Here is a 25,748-nt window from a genome sequence, read left to right as displayed (position 1 = left end):
CTTATGCTTCAAGGTATTTTGTTAAAACTGATTTTTTTTCTTGTTCAGCGTTTGCAATGGACTCTTGTTGTTCCTTGATTTCTATTTCCAGCTTTTCAAGCTCTCTGCTAATATTATCAGGATTTCTCGGATAACTAACTTTTATATCAAGAAAATCTTTTACCTTTACTCTGGGCAAATTGACCCCGCTCATCTTCTTTGAAACCTCACGCACGAACTCGGCTGACAATAAAACTCGTTGAAGTAATATAGGGTACTCACAATCAAGGACTATAATATCGGTGGAGCACACACCATCAAAATGTGGGATGACTACTTTATTTAGATATGGTCTAAGCTTGCCATAAAGCACTTGACCTGCTTTAAAAGCGTTTTTTGTGCTTTTAATTGAGCTGCCTACGCTTGGTTCCCAATTCGTAATTCTTCCTGTGTTACTTTCAAGGTGCTCCAAGCCTAAATAATTGAAAATTTTATTAGGCTTATTTATCGGATCAACTTTGTCAGTGCATAAGTGGGTAAGCTCAGAAATTTTCCGCATTTCAGTATCTTTGTCAATCAGTATAGCTATTAGCTCATTGTTCTTCTCAATGAGCTTGTATGTATTTTCTACTCTAGCATCAATCACTTCTATCTCAGCAATAATTTTTTGCTGAATGGTCAGTGGAGGGACTGGGATTTTAATCGACAATACATTTTTTTTGTTTAATCCTCCTTGAGCTTGACCTGTAATGTTTGATTTTAATAAGTTCTGACCATTGCTACTATATAGGAAATGAAATAAGTAATTTTGCAGTAACTTATTCTCATCACTTTGTAATACAAACACGTGTTCATTAACCATTGCATGTTGATAGTTAAAATCATTAGGTACTAAAGCAACTTTTCCTGTAAGCGCCCCATCTTTACAAATTAAAATATCATTATTTGTTATCTTACCTTTATTTGAATTTTCATAAAATTCTTGAGGTACAAATTTTACCTCGTCTAGTTTTAATTTTCCGTCAGTTCCAATATGCTCACCCCCAAAACTTGGAATACCCTCTGAGAATCTATCTACCCCACCCACAGGTCTATTTCCGCTTTCTAATTTAGTTAAAAGTGAATGTAAGGGTATTTGCGGATATTTTATCTGAAGAATAATGGGATTTGCATTAAAAGAAGAAATTCGTTTATCAAACTCCACTTTCTCAAAATTAATACAATCGCGAAGCCTAACCAAAGAAATCGTCTCAGTAAGACTCTTATCTATTGATAGACTTTCATCTAGAAAATTTTTATAGATGTAGCTGTTTACTTTTTTCGGATTTAACTGATTGATAGCATCAAACAGTAAGGTGTCACCCATAAAAGAAATACCTTTATAGCCTCTGCGCTCACTGAACTTGTAACCTAGAAATTGCTCCTGTTCTTTGCTGCTAGTCCCCGTTTTTATAAGCAGCGTTTTCTGAGGTATCGCTTTCTTCTTATAGTGTTTTACCCTTTTGATCAGCTCATTACCTTCGGTATCTATCGTTTTGATTTCCTCAACTTCGTAAGGGGAGTCATCATCATTTAATACCAGCTGCCGATGAGTAAGTAAAAAATAGAAAAATTTTTCGCTTTCTATTTCTAAGACAAAATCAAAAAACAGAGTATGAAGTCGTTGTGCTTGTTTTTCTCCGGATAAATTTAAAAAGGTTGACTTCTTTTTTAGGTTTTTAACTTCAGTCAGCTCATTAAACCAGGTCTGGTAATTTTTGTAAAATTCGCTCCTGCTGACACTCTCATTGGGTGAGCGAGTGATGAAACTTTGATAGTCCAGCATCTTTAAGTTCAAGTGAGCTACATAGCTTTCAAAAAGTGCTGCCGAATTAATGAAGTCACCCTCGCGCTTTCTGTTTTCTAAAATAAAATCCTCGGCAATATAGCGGCAGTTTTTCATAAAATCTTCACTGCGCTTTTTCAAAAACAACGTTACGGTATTTGTGCTGGTGGCACCAAATGTCTTGCCGCCAAATTCAACGATTGCCTTTATTTCAAAGTGTTGCAGAAGGAGTTCTCGCGCTTTGATATAAGCGCCAGTGTTACTTAAAATAGAGCTAGGTAAAATAATACCTGCCATTCCACCAGGGCGAAGCAGCTGTTTCATACGCTCAATAAAGAACACTTCTATGTCATCTGAATCAAGGCTTACATGCTCCCACAGCTCAAAATCATGCGCATTTAGCTTTAAGTGTTTTTTAAAATCCTTAATGGTATAAGGTGGATTGGCAATTAATACATCAAACGTGTTATCGCCACTGCGATTTTGCTTATTAAGCCTACCTAAATGCTGCTCAAGCCCGTCACCAAAAATGATATTGGCATCTCCATCTCCGTGCATAAAACAAGCAACCTGTGCGGTTCTTGCCAAACGGTAATCTTTTTCAATACCAAAAATATATTCACCTGCCCAGCGCATATCTTGCTTATAATGCTGAAGCTCCTTTAGCGCAAATGCGATTTTATCATTTTCATGCAATAGCTTAATGTCATCTTCGTCAACACTTTGAATGAGTGTTGCAATTTCTTCAATAGCTTCTGTTAAAAAATGACCACTACCACAGGCAAAATCAATGACCTTGGGTAAGAAGAGTTTCTCCCCATTTTGCAGCTTTTCATGCACTATTACTTTAAGCGGAATGGAAGAAACAATAAATTTCGCAATAGGGGTTGGCGTAAAAAACTGTCCTTCGGATTGTTTGTAACCACTTTCAAGCATCAATTCAAAAAAATCCCCTAAAAATTGTGCTTTTTGATCATATTTAAATCGATACTTTTGCAGGAGCTTTACGACTTCCTCTAAGACCTTTACGTTTTCTTCAAACAGCTTTTTGTTATAAACTTCCTTAAAGGCAAATTCATTGTTCTGATAAAATTTCAGCTCCTTATAGATGCGATAAAGCGTATCCTTCGCCGTTTGTCTTGGAAAATGAGCAATCTGCACCTTAATGTCCTCTAACTTATAGTCGATCACTTCTTCATTAAGGTAATTTTTCATGGCCTTGGCATAGAGTGATTGCAAGCGCTCTAAAAGGGCTTCGGCATCATCAATACCTTCTTTTACCTGAAAATCAGCAATAGCATCATCCGTTTTTGCTTCATCGACAATTTTAGCAAGTATCAGTGAAATCATGCGATTAAAAGCATTAGATCGATCGGAAATATTGTTATGCCTTAAGATTTCTTCAAATTGATTAAATACCTTGCCTTTATCTTCTTGCCTAAAATCTTTTAAATCTGCAATCTTAATCGGTCTGTAACCTGGGTTGTAAGACTCAATGCCATCCTCGAACAAACCAGAGTATAGAAAAGTCATTTTATCTTTGCTCTTGTATTTCCAGACACTCAACATTTCATGAACGTTTTTAGCCTCACCATAGGTAATCACTTCAGCTTTTGTTTGTTGTGCTATTTTCTCACTGGTAGCATCCTCAACATTTAAAAGTGCACTTTGATATGCAATTGCTCCAGCGTCTAAACACGATGTATAAAGACAAAGGAAACGCGCGTTTTTATCCTGTTGAAAATAGGAAAATAACTGTCCACCATGCGTTTGCATATGCTTACATTCTTTATTGTATTCATTACCCCAGGTTTTACACTCGATAATCAACAGTGTTTTGCCATTTTTGTCTTCTACTGTAATATCCGCCTTACCACTTCTTGCCGTTCGCCCAAGCTTCCAGCGTTTTTCTAAAATCAAATCCTTTGGTTGATATCCCTTTTCAAGCAGTCGGTCAACACACTCTAGCACGACTAAGTTTTCGGACATAGTTAAGTTTGAGGTTGTATCATCTCCTCTTCTAATCGCCTCACCGTAATCTATTTGCCCGTTTTCAAGATCAACAGTGATTTGATAATTCGATCTCTGATAGGTTTTTACATAACAGGTTTTCTTATCAAAACCAGCAGTAAAACCCAACGCTGAAAGAAGATCGTAAATATATTTTTTAGTCACTCTGCTTTTCCATCGCTAAATTCAACTTTGACCCCAGGCATATTGATCATCATTGCCTTTGGCAATTGGGCAATATCAACTGCCAATTTTAATGCGATGTCACTATACGCTTTAGCAATCCTTGAATCTCTATTGATTGCGCTAGGCTTACCACTATCGACATCTTCTCTTATGCCAATATCTAAAGGTAGCTCACCCAATACTGAAATATTAAATTGCTGAGCGAGTTTATCTGCGGCAAGCTGCCCAAAGATAGGCGACTGAGTCCCACAATTCTGGCAAATATGAATACTCATATTTTCAACAATTCCCGCAACGTGGATATCAAGTTTATTAAACATTGCCACTGCTCTTTTGGCATCAATAAGTGATAAATCCTGTGGGGTTGTGACAATAACTACCGCAGTCAATGGGATTTTTTTGCTCATCGTTAACTGAATATCACCCGTGCCAGGCGGTAAATCGATAAAAAGATAATCTAACTCACCCCAGTTGGTGTCATTGAGCAATTGCATAAGCGCACCAGAAACCATGGGACCGCGCCAAATAATGGCGGAGTCTTGATCGATTAAATTACCCACCGAAATCATTTTGACCCCATGGCATACAAGCGGCTCAATTTTCTTTTTATCATTCGTTATGGGGTTGCTGTAATTTCCCATAATAAGCGGCTGACTAGGTCCATAAATATCCGCATCCAGAATCCCAACGCTAGCCCCCATGTTCATGAGTGAAATCGCCAAGTTAGCCGTTGTGGTTGACTTCCCAACGCCACCTTTGCCTGAGGCAATCGCGATAATATTTTTAATACCTTTGATTGGCTTTAATCCCTGCTGTACCTTATGAGTAATGATATTTGGTCTAATTTCAAACTCAAATGACTCTATAACGTTATTGTTATATAAGTAGTCGCTTAATTGAGCAATGACCTGACCTGCTTGAGTATGCGTTAGCGGAAATCCTACCTTTAATACAAGTTTATTTACACCATCTTCCTTAAATATTTGCATCTCTTCTAAAAAAACACATGCAGGTAGGTCTAATAGCGAATGTTCAAATGCTTGTAGCTTTTGTTTTAACATACTTACTAATTGGATAAAAAACGAATTACAGATGGTAGCCAGTCTAACTGGATCAACATGAATTTACCAGGCTAAATTGAATTGTGCGCATTGTAAAATAGAGATTCCCATCGAAAGCGTCCAAAATTATGTAATAACAGGGTAAAAACTACGACAAAACGAGACCTAAATTCGATAAGCCAAAGTCGTCATCACCCTCGACTGCACTTTCATAATAAGCTTTGCCCACATGGGTAACTCAAGACCTCCAGCGAGTTTTGCTTGATCTGCATGTTCTTTTTCATCTTCGTACATTTTTATTAGGATTGCTTTGGATTTTTTATCTTGCATCGGTAACTCCAATAAATGCTTTTCCAAGTGGGACATTACCTGTTTTTCTGTTTCAATCACAAAACCATAGCTGACCTTGTCGCTCACAAATCCCGCGGTCGCACCAATTGTAAACGAGCCTATATACCAAAATGGGTTTAACAGACTTTTTCTTGCCTCTAGTTCCTCTAAACGTGTTTCACACCACGATAAATGGTTGTATTCTTCTTCTGCCGCATGATGTAAATGTGCCTTTGTATCAAGGTTTCTAGCAACAAAGGCCTGACCGCGATATAAGGCCTGAGCACAAATTTCACCCGTGTGATCCACACGCATAAGTCCTGCCACATGTTGTTTTTCATTTTCATTCAAATCATGTTCACTAATGTTCTGGGCAGGCGTTTCAATTGATGGGTTTTTGGCAGGTAATACCACTGACTTTATAAAATGCTGTAACTCACTTAAGCATTGATCCAAAAATGAATAATTACGAAATGTCATATTTGTAGTTTCTCAATTACCTGATGAAAATGCGAAAACATCATAGCATAATTTCGCTTTAAGATTTGCAATTTTAACAAAAAAAGATTGCGTATTTTGGGGCGCATCGTACAATCACTAGTCAATTTAAGCCAATCATAAATTGATATCTTATAATGATCGAAAAATTACGTAATATTGCCATTATCGCTCACGTTGACCATGGTAAAACCACACTTGTTGATAAACTATTGCAACAATCAGGAACACTACAAGTGCGCAATCAGGAAGTTGAGCGCATCATGGATTCTAATGACTTAGAAAAAGAACGAGGCATCACCATTTTATCTAAAAATACGGCAATTAAGTGGAAAGATTATCGTATCAACATAGTCGATACACCTGGACACGCTGACTTTGGTGGAGAAGTTGAGCGCGTCATGTCAATGGTTGACTCAGTACTGCTTTTAGTTGATGCAGTTGATGGTCCTATGCCCCAAACACGCTTTGTTACCGAAAAAGCCTTTTCGCGTGGCTTAAAACCAATTGTTGTGATCAACAAAATTGATCGCCCTGGTGCACGCGCTGATTGGGTCATGGATCAAGTATTTGATCTATTTGATCGTTTGGGGGCAACAGATGAACAGCTTGATTTCCCTGTTATTTACACCTCAGCTTTACATGGCTTTGCGACTTTAGATCAAAACGTCATTACTGAAAACATGGAGGCTTTATTTCAAGCCATCGTTGATCATGTCAGCCCTCCTCAAATAGATACTGATGGTCCTTTCCAGATGCAAATCTCATCGCTTGATTATTCAAGCTTTGTGGGCACAATTGGTATTGGGCGTATTAAGCGCGGTAAAATTAAAACCAACACTACGGTTACGATTATTGATAAAGAAGGGAAAACTAGACAAGGGCGTATTCTGCAAATCTTAGGGCATATGGGGCTTGAGCGTATAGAGGTACCTGAGGCATCTGCGGGGGATATTGTTTGTGTTACTGGAATTGAAGGGCTTAACATTTCTGATACAATCTGTTTGCCAGAAAAAATAGAAGCTTTACCCCCTTTGTCTGTTGATGAACCAACTATTTCGATGACTTTCCAAGTAAACAATTCTCCGTTTGCTGGGAGAGAAGGAAAATTTGTGACTTCACGCCAAATTAAAGATCGCTTGGATAAGGAATTATTGCATAATGTTGCATTACGGGTTGAGCAATTAGATGATCCTGATAAATTCAAAGTCTCTGGTCGTGGAGAATTACACCTATCTATTTTACTTGAGAATATGCGTCGTGAAGGCTTTGAAATCGCTGTTTCACGTCCTCATGTAATTTTCAAAGCAATCGATGGTGAAATGTGTGAACCTTATGAATATGCCATTATCGATGTTGATGAACAATATCAAGGTGCCGTCATGGAAAAAATGGGGTTACGTCAGGGTGAGCTTAGAAACATGGAACCTGATGGCAAAGGACGTGTTAAGCTTGAGTTTATTATTCCTTCACGAGGTCTAATTGGTTTTTACACTGAGTTTTTAACCATCACTTCTGGTACTGGTATTATCAATAAAATATTTGATCACTATGGTCCCATGAAAAAAGGGATAATTGAATCGCGCCAAAATGGTACACTTATATCTAACTGTGGAGGTAAAGCACTTGCCTTTGCATTATTCAATTTACAAGAACGGGGCAAGCTTTTTATAGGACATGCTATTGAAGTTTATGAAGGCATGATCATTGGCATTCATTCACGTGATAATGATTTAACGGTTAACCCCTGTAAAGGCAAGCAACTGACTAACATTCGTGCAGCAGGCAAAGATGAAAGTATCATCTTAACACCGCCAATTAAACTTACATTAGAATATGCACTGGAATTTATTGAAGATGATGAGTTAGTTGAAATCACACCTAAATCAATTCGACTACGTAAAAAATTCCTTACAGAATCCGATCGCAAACGTGCATCTCGCACTAAAGATTAACACCCCACGCTTCTTCAAAGTGCACTAAGCATTACAGGTGGGCTTCCTGCTGGAGGTTGACTTATATTATTATATCCATTTGATGGATTAGGACAACTATATATATTATTGCCCTGCTCTAGAAAATACATTCTCTTTTGAGTTTATCCCTAAAAAATTATATAGCTTCAATCTGATTATGCTCATGTTTTCATGTATTGCCAAATTAAGTAGCGTTAGATTATAAGTATTAGGAATAAAGGACACGATAGCTTGCGGATTGTCTGAAATAGCAGGAATAATTGGTATATCAAAGTTTTTAAAATAAATAGTAGCACGCTTCATATGTATTGCACTTGTTACCAGTAAATATTCTTTATAAGGAAGTTTGTCTACAATTTCTTTTGTATACTTGGCATTTTGGTATGTATTTAGACTCTCTTTTTCGAAGATTAAATCATCTTTATTGACGCCCAATGTTTCTAATATCTGACCATACAATTGAGCTTCTGAAATACCATATTTACGTACATCTCCCCCAGTGATAATTACTTTGTAATTTATACCTTGATTTTTTGCAATTTGATATATACGTGCCGCTTCCAATATTCTGCTATACCCTAAAATCGTTGGCGTTACTATAGATGATTGTCGCTCTAAGCCACCACCAAGTAAAATAAGTGCTCTATAAGAAGCAACTTCATGAGCATCGACAGCTTTATACTTTTCAAGTCCTGATAAAATATAAGACGACATGACTCCATTAGATGATATATAAAACGTAATTAATGAAATTATCACCAGCAATTTGGAATATATCTTTCGTCTTAAAAGCAACGATATTAATAGTAATAAAAAGATCAAAATCAACGGATTTACTAGCGCTGAAAAGATTATAAAAAGCGTATCTACTAATGTGAACATTTTTATATTACCCGTGAAATATAAGTAATGTTTATGACGATTAGTCTATCAAAGCGGTTCAATAGAAATCAATAAAAACTGATTCTCTATCTTGTAAGCTTTTGTTACACATATAGCACTCAAACGATTCAACTGTTAAAATCGCTTACCAAATAAAAACAATCGATTTAAACTATGAAATCAATTTTAAAAGTCTATTTCTCCCACCGTACGATACAGATCCTATGGTTCTTCTTTTTGACTTTTTTAGCAATTATTATCGAGACAGATATTCTTAGCATACATTTTTGGTGGCTATTTTTACCAATAATCATTGCACCTTTCTACGAATGGTATGCACATAAGTACCTGCTACATGCACAACTCAGTAAAAAGCCAGGCTGGTTTCGTAATTTTCAAATTCGCCTACATCATGCGCATCACAAATATCCTCAAAACATTGAGCTGTTATTTGCACCGTGGCCTGCTATTATCCTCCACCTTGTCCAAACCTATGTGTTATTTGCTTTGCTTTCATGGAACTTTAGTGTTGCACTTGTGCCGTTCACCTTTGGTATTTTATATTATCTATTTTATGAATGGATGCACCTAGCGCATCACACCCCAGCTTACCAGCCTAAAACAAAAGTTGGACAAAGGCTAAAACGTGCGCATATGCGTCACCATTTTCATAACGAAAACTATTGCTGGGGGATTACAAGCTACCTTGGTGATAAGTTTTTAGGAACATTCAAAGATAAAAGTCAAGTTTCTAAAAGTCTTACAGTCAAAAATATTGCTGGATATGTAGATTAGAAAAAACGCATCGATAAATCAATCGCTTGAATATGTTTAGTTAATGCTCCTATTGAGATAAAATCCACTCCTGTTTGTGCTACTGCATAAATCGTATCAAGTGATATGTTACCTGAAGCTTCTAGCTGTGCTTGCCCTTTAGCAATACTTACCGCTTTTTTCATATCTTCAATACTAAAGTTATCCAACATAATAACATCTGCTTTAGCACTTAATGCTTCATTTAATTCATCGAAATTTTCAACTTCCACTTCAACTAATTTATGAGGCGCAATTTCATGTGCCTTTTCAACAGCTTTGATAATTGAATGATTACAAGCAGCAATGTGATTTTCTTTAATTAAAAAAGCATCAAACAGCCCAATTCGGTGGTTTACTCCACCACCACAAGTCACTGCATATTTCTGAGCTAAACGAAATCCAGGAATGGTTTTACGTGTATCTAAAATTTTGCAATTTGTTCCTTCTATTGCTTTAATATATTCCCTCGTTTTCGTAGCAACAGCTGACAGCATTTGCAAAAAATTAAGTGCATTTCGTTCAGCTGATAAAATGCCACGTGCCAAACCCTCAACTTCAAATAGGGTTTTATTTGCTAAAATTTTATCACCATCATGGTAATACCAATGTAATTGAAGCTTTGGATCAATTTGCTTAAAGACTTCATTTACCCAATCATAACCACACATTATCATCGGTTCACGTGTAATAACACGGGCTTTAGAGATTTCCTTTTCATCAATCAATAGAGCATTAATATCACCTTGATCAATATCTTCTGCTAAAGCTTGCGTTACCATCTTAGTGACTAATATTTGTGGCACTGCCGTAATTTGTTCGGTTTTTAGGTGTAAAAAATTACTCATTTTAAGTTTCCTTTAGTTTCATATTCAATATTGGATATGGTTTACCCAAACCGTCCACTTCTTGACGTGATACAACTCTAAACCCCATCTTTAAATAGAACTCAACAGCCCCATTATTTTTTTCATTCACATCTACTTTGTAAATGGCTAGCTCATTTATGCAAAATTCAATTAATGTTCTACCAATCCCTTGTCCAAAATATTTTGGATCAATAAATAACATCTCAAGTTGATTATCACTAACGCCCATGAAACCAACTATATTTTTATCTAATATATACTTATACATTTTTACTTGTGGAAAGTAGTCTGAAATGATCTTTGAGCTAAAAAAATTAAAATCTTTATCTTCCAAAAAATCATGTGTCGCTTTTACTGCACAACTCCAAATTTCAAACAAGGCAGGATAATCACTTACCTGTACGTTTAGTATGTTATTATTCATAGCAGTAGCTTACTTATTATTGAACTCAACCATTCTCGTTAACGGAACCATAGCACATTCACAAATATCTTTCGGCAAGATAATCTCATTATCTTCACGTTCTAGGACTTCTGCCAAGTTTTTCAAACTATTCATTCCCATCCAAGGGCAATGTGCACAAGCCTTACATGTCGCACCCTTACCGATTGTTGGTGCTTCAATAAAAATTTTATTGGGTGAAGATTGTTTCATTTTATAGAAAATGCCTGCTTCTGTTGCCACGATAAAAACAGGATTGGGTAATTTTTTAGAGGCTTCCAGCAATTGAGAAGTTGACCCTACCACATTAGCTAGTGCTACAATTTCTTTAGGTGACTCAGGATGAACCAAAATTGCTGCTTCTGGATATTGCGCTTTTAAGTCCAATAGTGCACGCGCTTTAAATTCCTCATGCACGATACAAGCACCATTATAATGTACCATATCTGCTCCAGTTTGTTCCTCAATCCAGCGTCCTAAGTACTTATCTGGTGCCCAAAGTATCTTTTCACCTTGCTGATCTAAGTACTCACAAATTTGAAGTGCATTAGATGAGGTAACCGTCCAATCTGCCAATGCTTTGATACGCGCAGAGGTATTGACATATACGACAACGGTACGGTCTGGATGCAAAGCAATAAATTCCTTAAACTCATTCTCTTGACAGCTTACATCTAAAGAACATTCAGCCTCTAGTGTCGGCATAATAACCTTTTTGTGAGGAGAAAGAATCTTGGCGCTTTCCCCCATAAAACGCACACCTGCCACAACAAGCGTTTGTGATGGATGATCTTTACCAAAGCGCGCCATAGCAAGTGAATCGCCAAGCATTCCACCTGTTTCTTCCGCTAGTGCTTGAATATCAGAGTCCACATAGTAGTGTGCTATTAAACAAATATTTTTCTCTTTAAGTAAACGCTTAATTTTATCGCGATAAAATGCTTTTTGCTCTTCACTTTCAATCTGCATTGCTTTAAGTTTTGGCCAAACCTTGGTAACACGTGAGTGAAACTCGACTTCAGTAATCACTTTTATATCTCAGCTATTACAATATATGGTAATGTGACTGGATTTTAACATAGACTCATAGTTTTAAGAAAAAATAATAAAAGTGTTTTATTCGTTTTATTGAGATGAATAAGCTTATAAACTTTAAATAATATGCACTTAAGTTCTGGCTAGCCGAATAAAATATTTATGAATAGGAGAGCTTTGACATAATTCAGGGTGAAAAGTCGCAGCGAGAATCTTATGCTTTTTAATCAAAGCTGGCTTTTCTTGGTAATAGGACAACACCTCAATATCTTTATCATGCACTGCGCTAATAACAGGTGCACGAATAAAAAAACCATCTATTTTCTCTCTTTGACCATTAAATGCAACATGTAATGGAAAAATCCCACTTTCAAGTTGACGACCATAGCCATTGCGTATTATATCAATATTTAAGGCACCAAACCTTTGCAATAAAATTACGCCAGCACATGTAGCAAAAACAGGAATCTCACGTACTCTCTTTGCCAATGGAGCCCAAAGATCATGCTTTTGCAATAAATAGGTCATAGTGGTACTTTCACCACCTGGTAAAATAAGTGCATCAACTCGCGATAAAGCGGCTTCTGTTTTCACCAGAATACAATGAATACCTAACTCTTGTATTCTCTTTTGATGAGCATGATAAGCACCTTGAAGTGCTAAAACACCAACGTTCATATTAAATCATCCTCTTGATGAGAACATTTCATGAGGTAGTAAGTGATCACAATTAATTCCTGTCATTGCGCCACCCAAATCTTCTGAAACTGCTGCTAAAACATCTGGGTCATTAAAGTGTGTGACTGCGCTGACAATCGCCTCAGCACGTTTTTTAGGGTTACTTGATTTAAAAATTCCTGAGCCAACAAATACAGTTTCTGCACCAAGCTGCATCATGATTGCTGCATCAGCTGGTGTTGCGATACCACCAGCTGAGAAGTTTGGTACAGGCAGTTTACCATTCTTATGCACATATTGAACAAGTTCATAAGGTGCAGCCAATTTTTTAGCAATTGCCATAAGCTCAGTGCTATCTGCCATTTGTACTTCACGAATTTGTCTATTAATTGCACGCATCTGCTTGACAGCTTGAATGACATCTCCAGTCCCTGCTTCGCCTTTAGTACGAATTAAAGCAGCACCTTCACCTATACGACGTAATGCTTCAGCTAAGTTACTGCAGCCACATACAAACGGTACTTTAAAATCGTGTTTATTAATGTGATTTTCATCGTCTGCTGGCGTTAACACTTCACTTTCATCAATAAAGTCAACTCCTAATGCTTGCAAAATTTGCGCCTCAACAAAGTGACCAATGCGCACTTTTGCCATCACAGGAATTGTCACTGCTGCCATGATTTCTTTGATAAGCTTAGGATCTGACATACGAGCCACGCCACCATCCTTACGAATATCTGCTGGCACACGTTCTAATGCCATAACCGCTACTGCACCTGCATCTTCTGCAATTTTAGCTTGCTCTGCAGTGACCACATCCATAATAACGCCACCTTTTAGCATTTCAGCTAAACCAACATTAATTTGCAATCTATCACTCATTGACTTACTCCGCATATTAGACTTCAAAAATACCAGCATACAATAGAGTAATTTCACGGTTGAGACAATCGCTTAAATCTTAATTTTGGTATTTATTTTCATTTTTATGATGGGTATAAACTTAAAGAAAAGCTAGATTACTTCAATTGATAGTTAGGTGGTTCCTTAGTAATCATCACATTATGAACATGACTTTCGTTAAAGCCTGCACCCGTTATCTTGACAAAAGTTGGCTTTGTTCTCATTTCTTGTATATTCGAGCAGCCTGTATAACCCATTCCAGCACGCAGACCTCCAATTAGCTGATGTATGACAGCAGCTAAAGTTCCTTTATATGGAACACGCCCCTCAATTCCTTCAGGTACTAACTTTTTGGCATCAATACTATCTTGAAAATATCGATCGGATGAACCTTTTGCCATTGCACCTAATGACCCCATACCACGATAAGATTTATATGAACGACCTTGAAATAACTCAACTTCACCTGGAGATTCCTCCGTCCCTGCAAACAACCCTCCAACCATTACAACGGAAGCACCAGCAACAATCGCTTTACAAATATCTCCTGAGTAACGGATACCACCATCAGCAATAACGGGTACGCCTAATGGCGTCATAACTTCAGCTACGTTTGAAATGGCGCTCAACTGTGGAATTCCAACTCCAGCCACAACACGAGTTGTACAAATGGAACCTGGTCCAATACCTACTTTTACTGCATCAGCACCAGCTTTAACTAAAGCTTGCGCAGCCTGGGCTGTTGCAATATTCCCCCCGACAACCTGTACATTTGGAAAATGTCTTTTCACCCATTTAACTCGATCTAACACACCTTGAGAATGACCATGCGCCGTGTCAACAACAATCACATCCACACCTGCTTCTACCAATGCTTTAACACGTGCTTCGGTATCCCCTGAAGTTCCTACCGCCGCACCAACAACTAAGCGCCCCAAAGCATCTTTACAAGCATTTGGTTTATCAATAGATTTTTGGATATCTTTTACAGTAATTAAGCCAACAAGCTCGTAGTTATCATTCACCACTAAAATCTTTTCAATACGATATTGGTGTAATAAACCTTGAATTTCTTCTTCTTGAGCACCTTCTTTGACTGTGACTAAACGTGATTTTGGTGTCATGATACTTGAAATTGGTTGATTTAAGTCCTTAGCAAAGCGAATATCGCGCGAAGTCACAAGTCCTACCAAATTTTTACCTTCAACAACCGGCACCCCAGAAAAATGATATTGCTCAGTAATATGCAATAAATCTTGAATAGAAGTATCAGGTGTTGCAGTAATTGGATCTATCACCATTCCATTTTCAAATTTTTTCACCTTACGCACTTCTGCTGCTTGAGCCTTGATTGACATATTTTTGTGAATAATTCCCACGCCACCTTCTTGTGCAATTGCAATTGCTAAGCGTGATTCAGTAACCGTATCCATTGCAGCTGACACCAAAGGCATTTTAAGCTTTATTGTGCGCGTTAAATTGGTTTCAAGTGACACTTGATGCGGTAAAACGTTGGAATAACCTGGGGAAAGTAGCACATCATCGAAAGTAATGGCTTCTTCAGTAATACGTAACATAGAAAACCTCGTAATTAAGTTTAGAGTGGTCTTAATTACAGCGAGATTTTAACAACATTTTTCACTTTATAGCAAATGATTTTATTATTATTTTTTAACTTCCAAGAGCATTTTACGCATTTGATCAATAACTTGTTTGTAGTTTTTTGTGTCAAAAATTGCCGACCCAGCAACAAAGGCATCTGCTCCACAAGCAGCAATTTCAGCAATATTATCGATCCTAACACCTCCATCCACTTCAAGTAAAATATTATCGTTGTTTGTTTTAATCCACTGTGAAACCTGTTTGATCTTATGATACATAGCAGGAATAAAGATTTGACCACCAAACCCAGGGTTGACTGTCATAATAAGTAGTCGATCAAGCTTATCAATAAGGTAATCACAAATTGTAATTGATGTTGCCGGATTTAATGCTAAACCAGCCTCAATGCCAAAAGATTGAATTAAACTGAGACTTCTATCAACATGTCTTGAGGCCTCTGGATGGAATACAATACTTGTTGCGCCTGCTTGGGCAAAGCTTTCAATTAAATCATCAACTGGCTCCACCATTAAATGGACATCCATACCGACACTAATGCCATCCTCCCGCAATGCCTTCAAAATCATTGCTCCAAAAGTTAAATTTGGCACATAATGGTTATCCATCACATCAAAGTGGATATTGTTTGCTCCTGCTTTTAACACAGCTCTTACATCATCGCCCAAGTGTGCCAAATTTGCAGATAATATCGATGGATTGATTTGATATGACATAACATAGAGTCTTTATTTTCTTAAAACCTTAAGACATCATACAGAAATTAGATTTATTCAGATAACACAATTTTACTTAATTTTTCAGATAATTTGCAGAATATGCAGAATATACAGAAAGACTTATTTATTACGAAACTTAATACGACCTTTGGTTAAATCATAAGGTGTCATTTCAACGGTAACTTTGTCACCTGTTAAAATACGAATGTAATTTTTGCGCATCTTACCCGAAATGTGAGCTGTAACAATGTGACCGTTCTCAAGCTCAACACGAAACATTGTGTTTGGCAGCATTTCAACAACCGTGCCTTCTAATTCAATACAATCTTCTTTTGCCATTATTTGATTTTTTCTCTTTGTTTTTTTAAAAGCTTCGAGTCTATAAATTAACTCAAATTAAATAAGCGTGTGAATCATGCCTTATTTTTTAGAAATATTCAACTACTTGCGAAAATTAAGTTATTATCGACTTCTTATTACCATACCTGAAAGACTTTAATAGTTGATAAGCAACTGGCACAATAAACAATGAAAAAATAGAACCAAGCAACAAACCAGCTACAATTACCATTCCGATTTGCTGACGCGCATACTCACCAACACCTGTACTAAGTAAAAGTGGAATAGCACCCAAAATCATGGTTGCCGAAGTCATCAATATTGGCCGCAAACGCGTTGCTGCTCCTCTTATTACTGCTTCTTGTAAACTTACTCCCTTTGTTAGCAATTCATTAGAAAACTGAACGATTAACACCCCATGTTTTGACACAAGTCCAATCAAGGTAATTAGTCCAATATCGGTATAAATATTGAGTGTTCCTCCTATTAATTTCAGACCAACAAGTGCGCCAATCACACACAATGGTACAGTTAATAGAATAATAAATGGATCAATAAAACTCTCAAAAAGTGCTGCCAACACGAGATAAACAAACAACAACCCAGCTATGAAAATAATAATCATGCTGTTATTACCCTCTAACATATCTTTAGCATCCCCTTTAAAAGCTAAGCTTGTGCCAGGTAGAAGTTGTTGAGTTATAGATCTAATTTCCTCAATTACTTGCCCCATTGAAGCATTGGGTGCTAAATCGACATCTACCTCCATTGCGTGAAGTTGATTATAGGTTGTTAAATAAGGGATTTTAACGACTGGTTTAATATTCACTAAACGTCCTAGTTGTACCCATGCGTCAGTATCAGTTTTAATATACAAGTGATTTAATACACTAAAACTTTTTAAGTCTTTTTTAGCCAACTGGACAAAAATTGGAAAACTCTCACCTCCAGTTTCATAATCTCTTGATAACTGCCAACCCCCAAACATAATGTTCAATATCGTCTGAATATTTGCTGGATCAACGTCTAAAAGCATAGCATTTGTGTAATTGATATCCATAGTAAACTGACCACTGTCTGCAGAACTGGCGATACTAACGTAAGAAATGCTTGGGAGTTTTTTCAACACTGACACTAAGCTTTCTGCCTTTTTGTATAGTGTTTGATAATCATCCATGCTCAGTAAATACATTTGGATATCCCCTGCACCAAATTGGCTTTTCCCTGATAATGGAAACACCCAACTACTGCCTTGAACACCTTTTGTTTCTTTGATAATTGAGTTTAATTCTTTAGCAATTTTATAGGCATTTGTTACTTGGTCTTGATTTAAAATGTTCATAGAAAACCCAGAAGTTTGACCACTTTCAGTGTCAACAAAGCCAAACGAATGCTTAAATACTTTGTTTGACAACCTATCCTGAATTTCATCTAACTTCTGCATGATAAAGTCAGAACTTGCATTACTTTGCCCAGTAATGTTGACTCCCACCACACCAACCGTGTCCTGTGGCTGTAATGCCGTTGGTATTGATCGAAACAACCCAACCCCTGCAATAATAAGGATAATAAAAATAACTATCAGCCATAATCGCACTTGCAATATCAATTCTAGTGACTTTTTATACATTTTTTCTGTATAAGCAAACAAACGAGCTACTTTTTGTTCATAGCGACTTTCCTTGGCTTTTCCTAAAGTATACGCACACATCGTTGGTGACAAAGTCAATGCCACAAAACCTGAAATTAAAACACTAGCTGCAAGCGTAAAGGCAAATTCACGAAAGAAAACCGCTGATTTATCATTCATGAATGCAATCGGAATATAAACTGCAACTAATGTAATTGTCATACCAATAATAGCAAAACCAATTTCTTTACTACCTAAAATTGCTGCATTAAAAGCGTCATATCCTTTTTGCATGTAACGATAGCAGTTTTCTAAGACTACAATAGCATCATCAACCACAAGCCCAACAGCCAATACCAACGCTAACAACGTCATCATATTAATGCTAAAACCAAGCGGCCAGATGATAACAAACACACCAATTAAGCATACAGGTAACGTCACAATCGGAACTAAAGCTGCACGAAAACGCCCTAAAAATAACAAAGAAATAAAAGACACTAAAATAATGGCTTCAACAATAGTTTTAATCACCTCATACAGAGAAGCCTTAAGTGAAGTCGCAATATTGAATAATATTTCTGCTTTCATCCCAGGTGGTAACGAACCTTGTATTTGTTGTACAGCTTTCGTTACTGCATTTGCGACTTCAATTGGATTGGCATCGCTGGTTTGAGAAACATTCACCACCACCCCAGGTTTACCATCAATAATGCTAATAGAAGCGTTTGCCAACGATAAACTGCCCAGATAAACCTTTGCAATTTGCTTTAAATAAATAAGTTTCCCATTACGTTTAGCAATAATTAAATTCTCAAATTTATCAATACTATTAAAGGCACTATCAACATTAATCGTATAAGTATTGTTGGCGGTAATCAGCTGTCCTGCTGAGATGTTGCGATTTAATTGTTCAAGCTTATTAACAACGTCAATTGCAGATACTTTAAGAAGTGCCATAGCCTTAGGGTCAAGCTCAATTCTCAATGCCGAACTGTCAGAATAAACTTGGACATCACCCACACCCTGGATCTGTGATAACTGCTTAATTATTGAGTCATTAATATATGAAGTTAAACTTTCCGTCGAGCGGTCAGCATCTTGAAAGCCAATCAACATTACTTGACTGCCACTACCACGCTGCTTAATTTGTGGTGTTTTCACATTTTGTGGTAAATTTACCCCCGCAATATCGCGCATCACTTCAGATTGTGCAGTAATAAACTTCTCTTGATCAATATTACCAAAGTTAAGTTTAATTTGGCTTTGCCCTTGTCTAGAAATGGCCTCGATATAGCTTAGGTTTTCAGTCCCTGAGATTGCTGCAACCAGTTGTTGTGTCACATCTTTTTGTACCACATCAGCGCTGGCTCCTGAATAATTAGTTACAATCATAAGCGCAGGTTTAAATATCGTAGGCTCAAACTGCAGCTTAACATAACCAAAACTTAGTAAGCCACACAGCACTAAAATTGCATTTAATACAAAAGATAAAACTGGGCGCTTGATACAAATTTCAGGTAGTTTCATCTTATTATTCCACCTTTACTGCGATACCATCAGAGATGCTTCCCTCTGCTGAAACAATCACCTGCTGCCCCTGCTTTAGTCCTGACAAAACCCCAACGTACCCTTTATTGATTTGTCCTATTTCTACAGGTAACGCCTTTGCTTTTCCATCCTCCACCACATAAACAATAAATCCCCCACTTTGTGCACTTAATGCACTTTCTGGTACAGCCAAAACTAAATTATCAGCTTTTAAAACTTGTGATACATATACACTCATACCAGGGGTTAGTACATTATTACTATTATCAAAAGCTGCACGCATGGTAAAAGTCAAATTGTCATCTGATACATTCGGTGAAATGTAATCAGCCTTAGCATGGAATATTTGACCTGGAAAAGCATCCACTCTAAAAGCAACTACTTGTCCCAATGCAATGCTTTTAGCATAGGACTCTGGTAAAGCATATTGCAACTCAAGATTTTCCTTATCAACTAAGGTAACCAAAGTGTCTCCTGCTGAAACATAACTTCCCTTAGCTAAAGTAGTCAAAGTTAAAAACCCCGTAAAAGGTGCGACAATCTTAGTATTTGATAGTCGATAGAGTGCTGCATCGTATTTAGCCTTTGTTTGCATATAATCAGCTTTAGCACTATCCAGCTCGCTTTGTGATACAGCGTTGTTGTCTTTAAATAAAGTGGATGTTCGGTTGTATTGTGCTTCTGCTTTTGTATAATCAGCTAAAGTTGAATTTACATCTGCCATTTGCTGGGTATCATCTAGTGTCATCAACAACTCTCCAGCTTTAACATATTGACCACTAGTAAAGTAGATTTTTTCAACCACCCCCGCAATTTGTGCCTTTAGTGTGACAGTATTTGGTGCAATCAGCTGTCCTGTTGCTTTAACAGTTAAAGGAATATTTTGCTTAGTTACTGTTGCAACTTCAATGACCGTTGGTCCCACATTAAAACTTCCCGTTTTCTTCCCTGACCCTAAAAATAAAAAATAAATAACACTAATTGCTAAACTCAACGTTATTAAACCAAAAACTATATGTTTTTTCATCTTCATGAAACCAATACGATATATGCTCAACAAAGCTAAATGATATTCAGATATAACACAAGAATTTGTTTTAAAAAGATATTAATGATTAATTCCGGCACGGATTAATCCACCTAAATCATTTTCAACTAGAAAATTTTCTAAGTAAGTGTGGACCTCTTCCGTAGTAGCGAGTTTTAATACTTGCTTGAGTACATTTTTACATTGTTTTTTGGCAACGTTTCGCAATACATGTTTCACTTTTAATATCACGGCTGCATTCATACTTAAGTTATCAAACCCCATCCCGATTAAGAGCGCCGTTGCTAATGGATTACCTCCTAACTCACCACATAATGAAATTTGTTTATTGTGCTTTTTGGCCATTCTAACGAGATAATAAAGCACTTTTATCATCGCTGGATGTAGCTGATCATAAAGCGTAGATACCTTTTCATTGGTTCGATCAATTGCAAGAATATATTGAGTTAAATCATTAGAACCAACTGAAACAAAATCAACCAATGGCAACAAGCGCTCAATTTCCATAATGGTAGCAGGCACTTCAATCATCATTCCAATCTCTGGCAACTTAATATCAAAACCTTCTTCGATAACTTCTTTGTAAGCTTGACGAATAAGTTTTTTAGATTCTTTTACTTCCTCAATAGTCGTAATCATTGGTAGTAATATCTGCAAGTTATTATATTTGCTGCTTGCTTTAAGCATCGCTTTGACTTGCATTAAAAATAAGTTAGATTGATCCAACATCATTCGGATACCACGCCAACCCAATGCTGGATTTTGCTCTTGTTCATAAAAATATGGCAAGGTTTTATCTGCTCCCACATCTAATAAGCGTAGCACCACAGGTTTATCTGGGAACGTCGATAGGATTTGCTGGTAAATAATCCGCTGCTCATCTTCCCCTGGGAAGCGCTCTCTAATCATAAATGGAATTTCAGAGCGATATAGTCCAATCGTTGCCGCACCTTGGCTAAGTGCACGATCTAAGTCCGCAATCAAGCCAACGTTAGCCTTTAACTCGACCACATACCCATCAAGTGTTGTACTGGGTAAGTCCTTAAGTGCTTGTAGCTCTACTGCCTTTTGCGATTCATGTTTAATTAATCGCTCATATGCAGCTTTTAAGCCTCGAGCTGGCTGTACATATACACGCCCAACATAAGCATCTACGATGACATCTTTGCCATCGATAAAGTTTATCGGTAAGGCTTTAATCCCTGTAACAAAAGGAATAGATAATGCTTTTGCCAAAATAGCAGCATGAGAATAGGAAGAACCATGCTCGGCAACGATTGCCTTTAATCTACCTTTTGGCACTTCAGCAATCATTGATGCTGTAATCTCACTCGCTATCAACACAGTGTCAACGGGATAATGACTTTTTTTTAGTGTTCTATCTTCTAGTGCCAGCAAAATACGTTTACCCAAGTCACGTATGTCACTTGCTCGCTCAGCAAAATAAGGCTCATCCATTTGCTCAAAAAGAGTTGCTTGCTCTAAAACGACTTTTTTTATTGCACTTTGCAGCCAGACTCCTTGGCGAATATAAGTTAGAATACCGTCATAAAAGCGACTGCTATCGATCATTTGCAAATAAGCTTCAAAGAGTACAGCCTCGTCATTTCCTGCTAACAATGTAATTCTTTGCAACATTTCTTGTAGATGCTCCTTTACCTCTTTTACAGCTGAAATAAACAGAGCTTCTTCATCCTCCGATTGTGTTTCTTTATCCGGAATCTCTTCGATATCAGTAATGTTATAACGTGCAAAAGCGACTCCTTTTTGCACTCCTTCATTTGCACTAATACCATCAAAAAAGAGTGGACTTAGGGGTTGTTCTTCAATTTGATCAGATACATCCTCAACATGAATGGCACGATTGAGCGGCAATGATAAATTTGCACAAAGCGTTGCCACATCTGTTTGCAACGATTCCGTAATTTTATTTTTATCGCGTATTTGAAAAACAATAATAGCAATCACTTCACCCTTATAAATGACTGGTGCAGCCAACAATGAATGGTATTTATTACGAGATAAAGTTTGCAAAACGCTATATCTTTTTTCTTTTGACATATCTGTCACGACAAGTGCTTCTTCACGCAAGGCGACCCTACCAATCAAGTCATCCTTAACATTGATATATATCATACCTGACCTTATCGTTGGCACAAGTGTTGAAGCACAAAGCGTATAGACGTGATCACTGTCTTCCAGTACAAAGACACTACACGCATCAACTGCTAAAAGCTTAGATGCTTCTTTAACAAAGATTGACAACACAACATCAAGTTCATGTTTAAGCTCTATGATTTTGACCAAAGGTTGCCAGAACATATACATTACTCACTAGATTGATTTTCAACGAGAGGGGAAAAGTGCTCCAATGCTTTTTGGTACACTTTACGCTTAAAAGCGACAACTTTATCCACAGGATACCAGTAATTCACCCACCGCCAATCATCAAATTCTGGTTTATTGTTTGCGTTGAGATTAACCGCACTATCTGGTGACTTTAATCTAAGCAAAAACCATTTTTGTTTTTGCCCGATACATAAAGGGCAGTTTCTTCTTATTAAAAATCTTGGCAATCGATAGCGCAACCATGTCTGTGTTGCTGCAATCACCTCGACATCATACGGCATTAAACCCACCTCTTCTTTTAACTCACGATACATTCCTTCAATTGGTGTTTCCCCTGAATTTAAACCGCCTTGCGGAAATTGCCACGAACTTTGATTTACTCTGCGACCCCAGAATACCTTGTTTTGATCATTAACAATGATGACCGCCACATTTGCTCTGAAACCCTCTTGATCTATCACGATCATTTCCAAATCTAGTATTACCTTGAGCTTTAGCATACCGTAAAGATTGCAACTTTTCCTTGAAAATCTTGCTAAATTTTATAAAAAATCTGATAGAATTCGTTTTCGATGAATAACCTCTAACCCTAATTCTCAAGGAGTCAAAAGCATGTCCGACTTTGCAACTTTTAAATCAATAGTCGATGAAAATGAAATCGAATTTGTTGATTTACGTTTTACTGATACTAAAGGGAAAGAACAGCATGTAACGATACCTGTTCGCGCCATTGATGAAGATTTTTTCAACGATGGCAAGATGTTTGATGGTTCATCTATTGAAGGTTGGAAAGGGATTAATGAATCAGACATGATTTTAATGCCCGATGCGGCTAAAATGTTAGTGGATCCATTTTTTGAAGCGCCAACTCTCATCATTCGATGTGATATTCTAGACCCCGCAACCATGCAAGCTTATGATCGCGATCCCCGCTCAATTGCCAAAAAATGTGAAACCTATCTTAAATCAACTGGTCTTGCGGACATCGTTTTATTAGGACCTGAGCCTGAATTTTTTATTTTTGATAATGTCACTTATAAAGCAGATATGGAAGGTGCTGAATACAAAATCATTAGTAGCGAAGCAGCCTGGAATACAAATCAGCCCAAGAATGGTCACAATAATGGTCACACACCAGGTGTCAAAGGTGGCTATTTCCCCGTACCACCAGTTGACTCATTACAGGATATTCGCTCTGAAATGTGCCTTATTTTGGAAGAGCTAGGGCAAGAAGTAGAGGTACATCACCATGAAGTCGCAACAGCTGGTCAGTGTGAAATCGGCACAAAATTCTCAACTCTAACTGACAAAGCTGACCAGATTCAAACCTTTAAATACGTTGTTCACAACGTTGCAAATGCTTATGGTAAGAGTGCAACGTTCATGCCAAAACCTATTCCAGGTGATAACGGCTCTGGCATGCACGTCCACCAATCTTTATCTAAAAATGGCAAAAACCTTTTTGCTGGTAACTGTTATGCAGGTCTATCAGAAGAGGCACTTTATTACATCGGTGGCATTATTAAACATGCCAAAGCACTTAATGCGTTTTGCAACCCTGCTACTAATAGCTATAAGCGCCTAGTTCCTGGGTTTGAAGCACCTGTATTACTTGCCTACTCAGCACGAAATCGCTCAGCATCTATCAGAATTCCGTTTGTCAGCAGCGAAAAAGCCAGACGTATTGAAGTGCGCTTTAGCGATCCAACCGCCAACCCATATCTTGCTTTCTCTGCAATGGTTATGGCTGGCATAGATGGTATTAAGAATAAAATTCATCCAGGTGATGCTATGGATAAAAATCTTTATGATCTACCACCAGAAGAACTTGTTGATATCCCTACTGTAGCAAACTCTCTTGAGGAAGCGCTTCACGCTTTAGATCATGATCGCGAATTTTTAACTGCAGGTGGCGTCTTTTCAAATGACATGATTGATGCTTACATCGATCTTAAAATGGAAGAAGTGCAAAAACTCAATATGACACCACATCCAGTTGAATTTCAAATGTATTATAGTTTATAGATAAATAGCACCCTCTAAATTAGCTTTGCAAAAACCCCTTTTTGCAAAGCATCTTTGATCACTTTCACATGATCAATAAGCATGCCTTCAAAGCCACAAGCCACATGCCTAGCTGCAGCTGCATTTATAACTAAAGTATCTTGCTTCACACCTAAAATTTCATTATTAAATAGTGCTTTGGACTCTTCCAAGTTTTGATACAAATTTCCTACCTCTAGATATTCCAGCTTACTACGCATAAAGCCCACTTGCTCTGGATGAAGGCTAAACTCTGTAATAGTATCATTATGGATTTGAATGACTTTATTCACCCCACAAACGGAGAACTCATCCATCCCGTCACCATATACAATATAAGCATGAGTGACACCCTGATTCTTTAAAGCATACAAATACGGTTTCAACAAGCGTTCGTCATAAACACCAACAACAATGCGTTTAACACGCATTGGATTTAATAATGGTCCAAGCACATTAAAAAAGGTGCGCTTTCCTTGCTCTGCAAAACGTTTACGTACGTTAGAGACCTTAGCAAAAATTGGGTGAAAAAATGGAGCAAATAAAAATACTATGCCTGTTTGTTGTAAAAGTCTAAATGCTTCATCCGCTGTTTGTGGTAATTTTATATTTAATTTATGTAATAAATCAAAACTTCCACATTTTGAAGTAGTTGAACGATTACCATGTTTAGCCAGTTTAGCGCCAAGCTTATGCACAACAAATGCACTTAAAGTCGAATAATTTAACGTCCTGCAACCATCCCCTCCGGTACCAACAATATCAAGTGTATCTAAAAAAGGATTCTCAATCGCAATACTATACTCTAAAAACGCTTGTACTAATGAGAACAAGGTTTGTTCTTGATAAACTTCTTTATCAATCTGTTTAATGATTTCATATTGCTGGTCTTCACTTGTGTCGTCATTCACAAGTGTCTTGACTAACTCACTGACGTTCACGGTAATTCCCTTCTCTTAAAA

Annotated in this window: 20 protein-coding genes; 3 read left to right on the top strand and 17 right to left on the bottom strand. The window is 37.3% G+C overall.

Going from position 1 to position 25,748, the window contains the following annotated elements:
* Position 1: 1 nt before the first annotated feature.
* The 3 genes from DNJ77_RS01475 to coq7 all read right to left on the bottom strand — a co-directional run bounded on the left by DNJ77_RS01475 (position 2) and on the right by coq7 (position 5,871).
* On the bottom strand, positions 2 to 3,979 hold the full coding sequence (locus DNJ77_RS01475; protein ID WP_116963227.1) for an N-6 DNA methylase: 3,978 nt from the start codon (positions 3,977 to 3,979) through the stop codon (positions 2 to 4).
* The gene (gene apbC, locus DNJ77_RS01470) at positions 3,976 to 5,061 is read right to left on the bottom strand and encodes an iron-sulfur cluster carrier protein ApbC (protein WP_116963226.1); all 1,086 of its coding nucleotides are present in this window, start codon (positions 5,059 to 5,061) and stop codon (positions 3,976 to 3,978) included. The genes DNJ77_RS01475 and apbC overlap by 4 nt, the downstream gene beginning before the upstream one ends.
* A 165-nt stretch (positions 5,062 to 5,226) precedes the next feature.
* Entirely contained in the window at positions 5,227 to 5,871 is a 645-nt protein-coding gene (gene coq7 / locus DNJ77_RS01465) for a 2-polyprenyl-3-methyl-6-methoxy-1,4-benzoquinone monooxygenase (RefSeq protein WP_116963225.1), read from the bottom strand.
* Between the two features lie 155 nt (positions 5,872 to 6,026).
* On the opposite strand from coq7, the gene typA reads away from it, so the two are divergent.
* Complete coding sequence (gene typA, locus DNJ77_RS01460) at positions 6,027 to 7,844, top strand: translational GTPase TypA (RefSeq protein ID WP_116963224.1); 1,818 nt, start codon at positions 6,027 to 6,029, stop codon at positions 7,842 to 7,844.
* A 105-nt stretch (positions 7,845 to 7,949) separates the two neighbouring features.
* Here typA and DNJ77_RS01455 read toward each other — a convergent pair whose 3' ends face one another.
* On the bottom strand, positions 7,950 to 8,579 hold the full coding sequence (locus tag DNJ77_RS01455) for a YdcF family protein (protein WP_157966543.1): 630 nt from the start codon (positions 8,577 to 8,579) through the stop codon (positions 7,950 to 7,952).
* Positions 8,580 to 8,921: 342 nt separating this feature from the next.
* On the opposite strand from DNJ77_RS01455, the gene DNJ77_RS01450 reads away from it, so the two are divergent.
* Positions 8,922 to 9,542 (top strand): sterol desaturase family protein, encoded by a 621-nt coding sequence (locus DNJ77_RS01450; RefSeq protein WP_116963222.1) that lies wholly within the window; start codon positions 8,922 to 8,924, stop codon positions 9,540 to 9,542.
* Here the strand turns inward: DNJ77_RS01450 and nadC are convergent.
* The 12 genes from nadC to DNJ77_RS01390 form a co-directional block, all read right to left on the bottom strand.
* On the bottom strand, positions 9,539 to 10,408 hold the full coding sequence (gene nadC, locus DNJ77_RS01445; protein ID WP_116963221.1) for a carboxylating nicotinate-nucleotide diphosphorylase: 870 nt from the start codon (positions 10,406 to 10,408) through the stop codon (positions 9,539 to 9,541). The genes DNJ77_RS01450 and nadC overlap by 4 nt on opposite strands.
* Position 10,409: 1 nt before the next feature.
* The gene (locus DNJ77_RS01440) at positions 10,410 to 10,853 is read right to left on the bottom strand and encodes a GNAT family N-acetyltransferase (protein ID WP_116963220.1); all 444 of its coding nucleotides are present in this window, start codon (positions 10,851 to 10,853) and stop codon (positions 10,410 to 10,412) included.
* A 9-nt stretch (positions 10,854 to 10,862) separates the two neighbouring features.
* Positions 10,863 to 11,900, bottom strand: coding sequence for a quinolinate synthase NadA (gene nadA / locus DNJ77_RS01435; RefSeq protein WP_116963219.1), 1,038 nt, complete (start codon positions 11,898 to 11,900; stop codon positions 10,863 to 10,865).
* 138 nt (positions 11,901 to 12,038) lie between these two features.
* Entirely contained in the window at positions 12,039 to 12,584 is a 546-nt protein-coding gene (pdxT, locus tag DNJ77_RS01430) for a pyridoxal 5'-phosphate synthase glutaminase subunit PdxT (RefSeq protein ID WP_116963218.1), read from the bottom strand.
* Positions 12,585 to 12,590: 6 nt separating this feature from the next.
* Positions 12,591 to 13,466, bottom strand: coding sequence for a pyridoxal 5'-phosphate synthase lyase subunit PdxS (gene pdxS / locus DNJ77_RS01425; protein WP_116963217.1), 876 nt, complete (start codon positions 13,464 to 13,466; stop codon positions 12,591 to 12,593).
* A gap of 137 nt (positions 13,467 to 13,603) precedes the next feature.
* Positions 13,604 to 15,064, bottom strand: a complete 1,461-nt coding sequence (guaB, locus tag DNJ77_RS01420; protein ID WP_116963216.1) for an IMP dehydrogenase — start codon at positions 15,062 to 15,064, stop codon at positions 13,604 to 13,606.
* Positions 15,065 to 15,151: 87 nt separating this feature from the next.
* Complete coding sequence (gene rpe / locus DNJ77_RS01415; protein WP_116963215.1) at positions 15,152 to 15,823, bottom strand: ribulose-phosphate 3-epimerase; 672 nt, start codon at positions 15,821 to 15,823, stop codon at positions 15,152 to 15,154.
* A gap of 123 nt (positions 15,824 to 15,946) precedes the next feature.
* Positions 15,947 to 16,165, bottom strand: a complete 219-nt coding sequence (gene infA / locus DNJ77_RS01410; RefSeq protein WP_116963214.1) for a translation initiation factor IF-1 — start codon at positions 16,163 to 16,165, stop codon at positions 15,947 to 15,949.
* A gap of 115 nt (positions 16,166 to 16,280) precedes the next feature.
* Positions 16,281 to 19,325 (bottom strand): efflux RND transporter permease subunit, encoded by a 3,045-nt coding sequence (locus DNJ77_RS01405; RefSeq protein WP_116963213.1) that lies wholly within the window; start codon positions 19,323 to 19,325, stop codon positions 16,281 to 16,283.
* Between the two features lie 4 nt (positions 19,326 to 19,329).
* The gene (locus DNJ77_RS01400) at positions 19,330 to 20,373 is read right to left on the bottom strand and encodes an efflux RND transporter periplasmic adaptor subunit (protein ID WP_157966542.1); all 1,044 of its coding nucleotides are present in this window, start codon (positions 20,371 to 20,373) and stop codon (positions 19,330 to 19,332) included.
* Between the two features lie 81 nt (positions 20,374 to 20,454).
* Entirely contained in the window at positions 20,455 to 22,716 is a 2,262-nt protein-coding gene (gene ptsP, locus DNJ77_RS01395; protein WP_157966541.1) for a phosphoenolpyruvate--protein phosphotransferase, read from the bottom strand.
* A gap of 5 nt (positions 22,717 to 22,721) precedes the next feature.
* Positions 22,722 to 23,204: an RNA pyrophosphohydrolase gene (locus DNJ77_RS01390; RefSeq protein ID WP_192877922.1), complete on the bottom strand. Its 483-nt coding sequence runs from the start codon at positions 23,202 to 23,204 to the stop codon at positions 22,722 to 22,724.
* A 151-nt stretch (positions 23,205 to 23,355) separates the two neighbouring features.
* Here DNJ77_RS01390 and glnA point away from each other — a divergent pair, with 151 nt between their 5' ends.
* Positions 23,356 to 24,768, top strand: coding sequence for a glutamate--ammonia ligase (gene glnA, locus DNJ77_RS01385; RefSeq protein ID WP_116963210.1), 1,413 nt, complete (start codon positions 23,356 to 23,358; stop codon positions 24,766 to 24,768).
* A gap of 14 nt (positions 24,769 to 24,782) precedes the next feature.
* On the opposite strand, the gene trpD is transcribed toward glnA, so the two are convergent.
* A complete protein-coding gene (gene trpD / locus DNJ77_RS01380; protein ID WP_157966540.1) occupies positions 24,783 to 25,727 on the bottom strand; it encodes an anthranilate phosphoribosyltransferase in 945 nt (314 codons plus the stop codon).
* Positions 25,728 to 25,748 lie beyond the last annotated feature (21 nt).

Source organism: Fastidiosibacter lacustris (genome assembly GCF_003428155.1).
Lineage (GTDB): Bacteria > Pseudomonadota > Gammaproteobacteria > Francisellales > Francisellaceae > Caedibacter > Caedibacter lacustris.
This window is presented reverse-complemented; position numbering and strand designations above follow the sequence as displayed.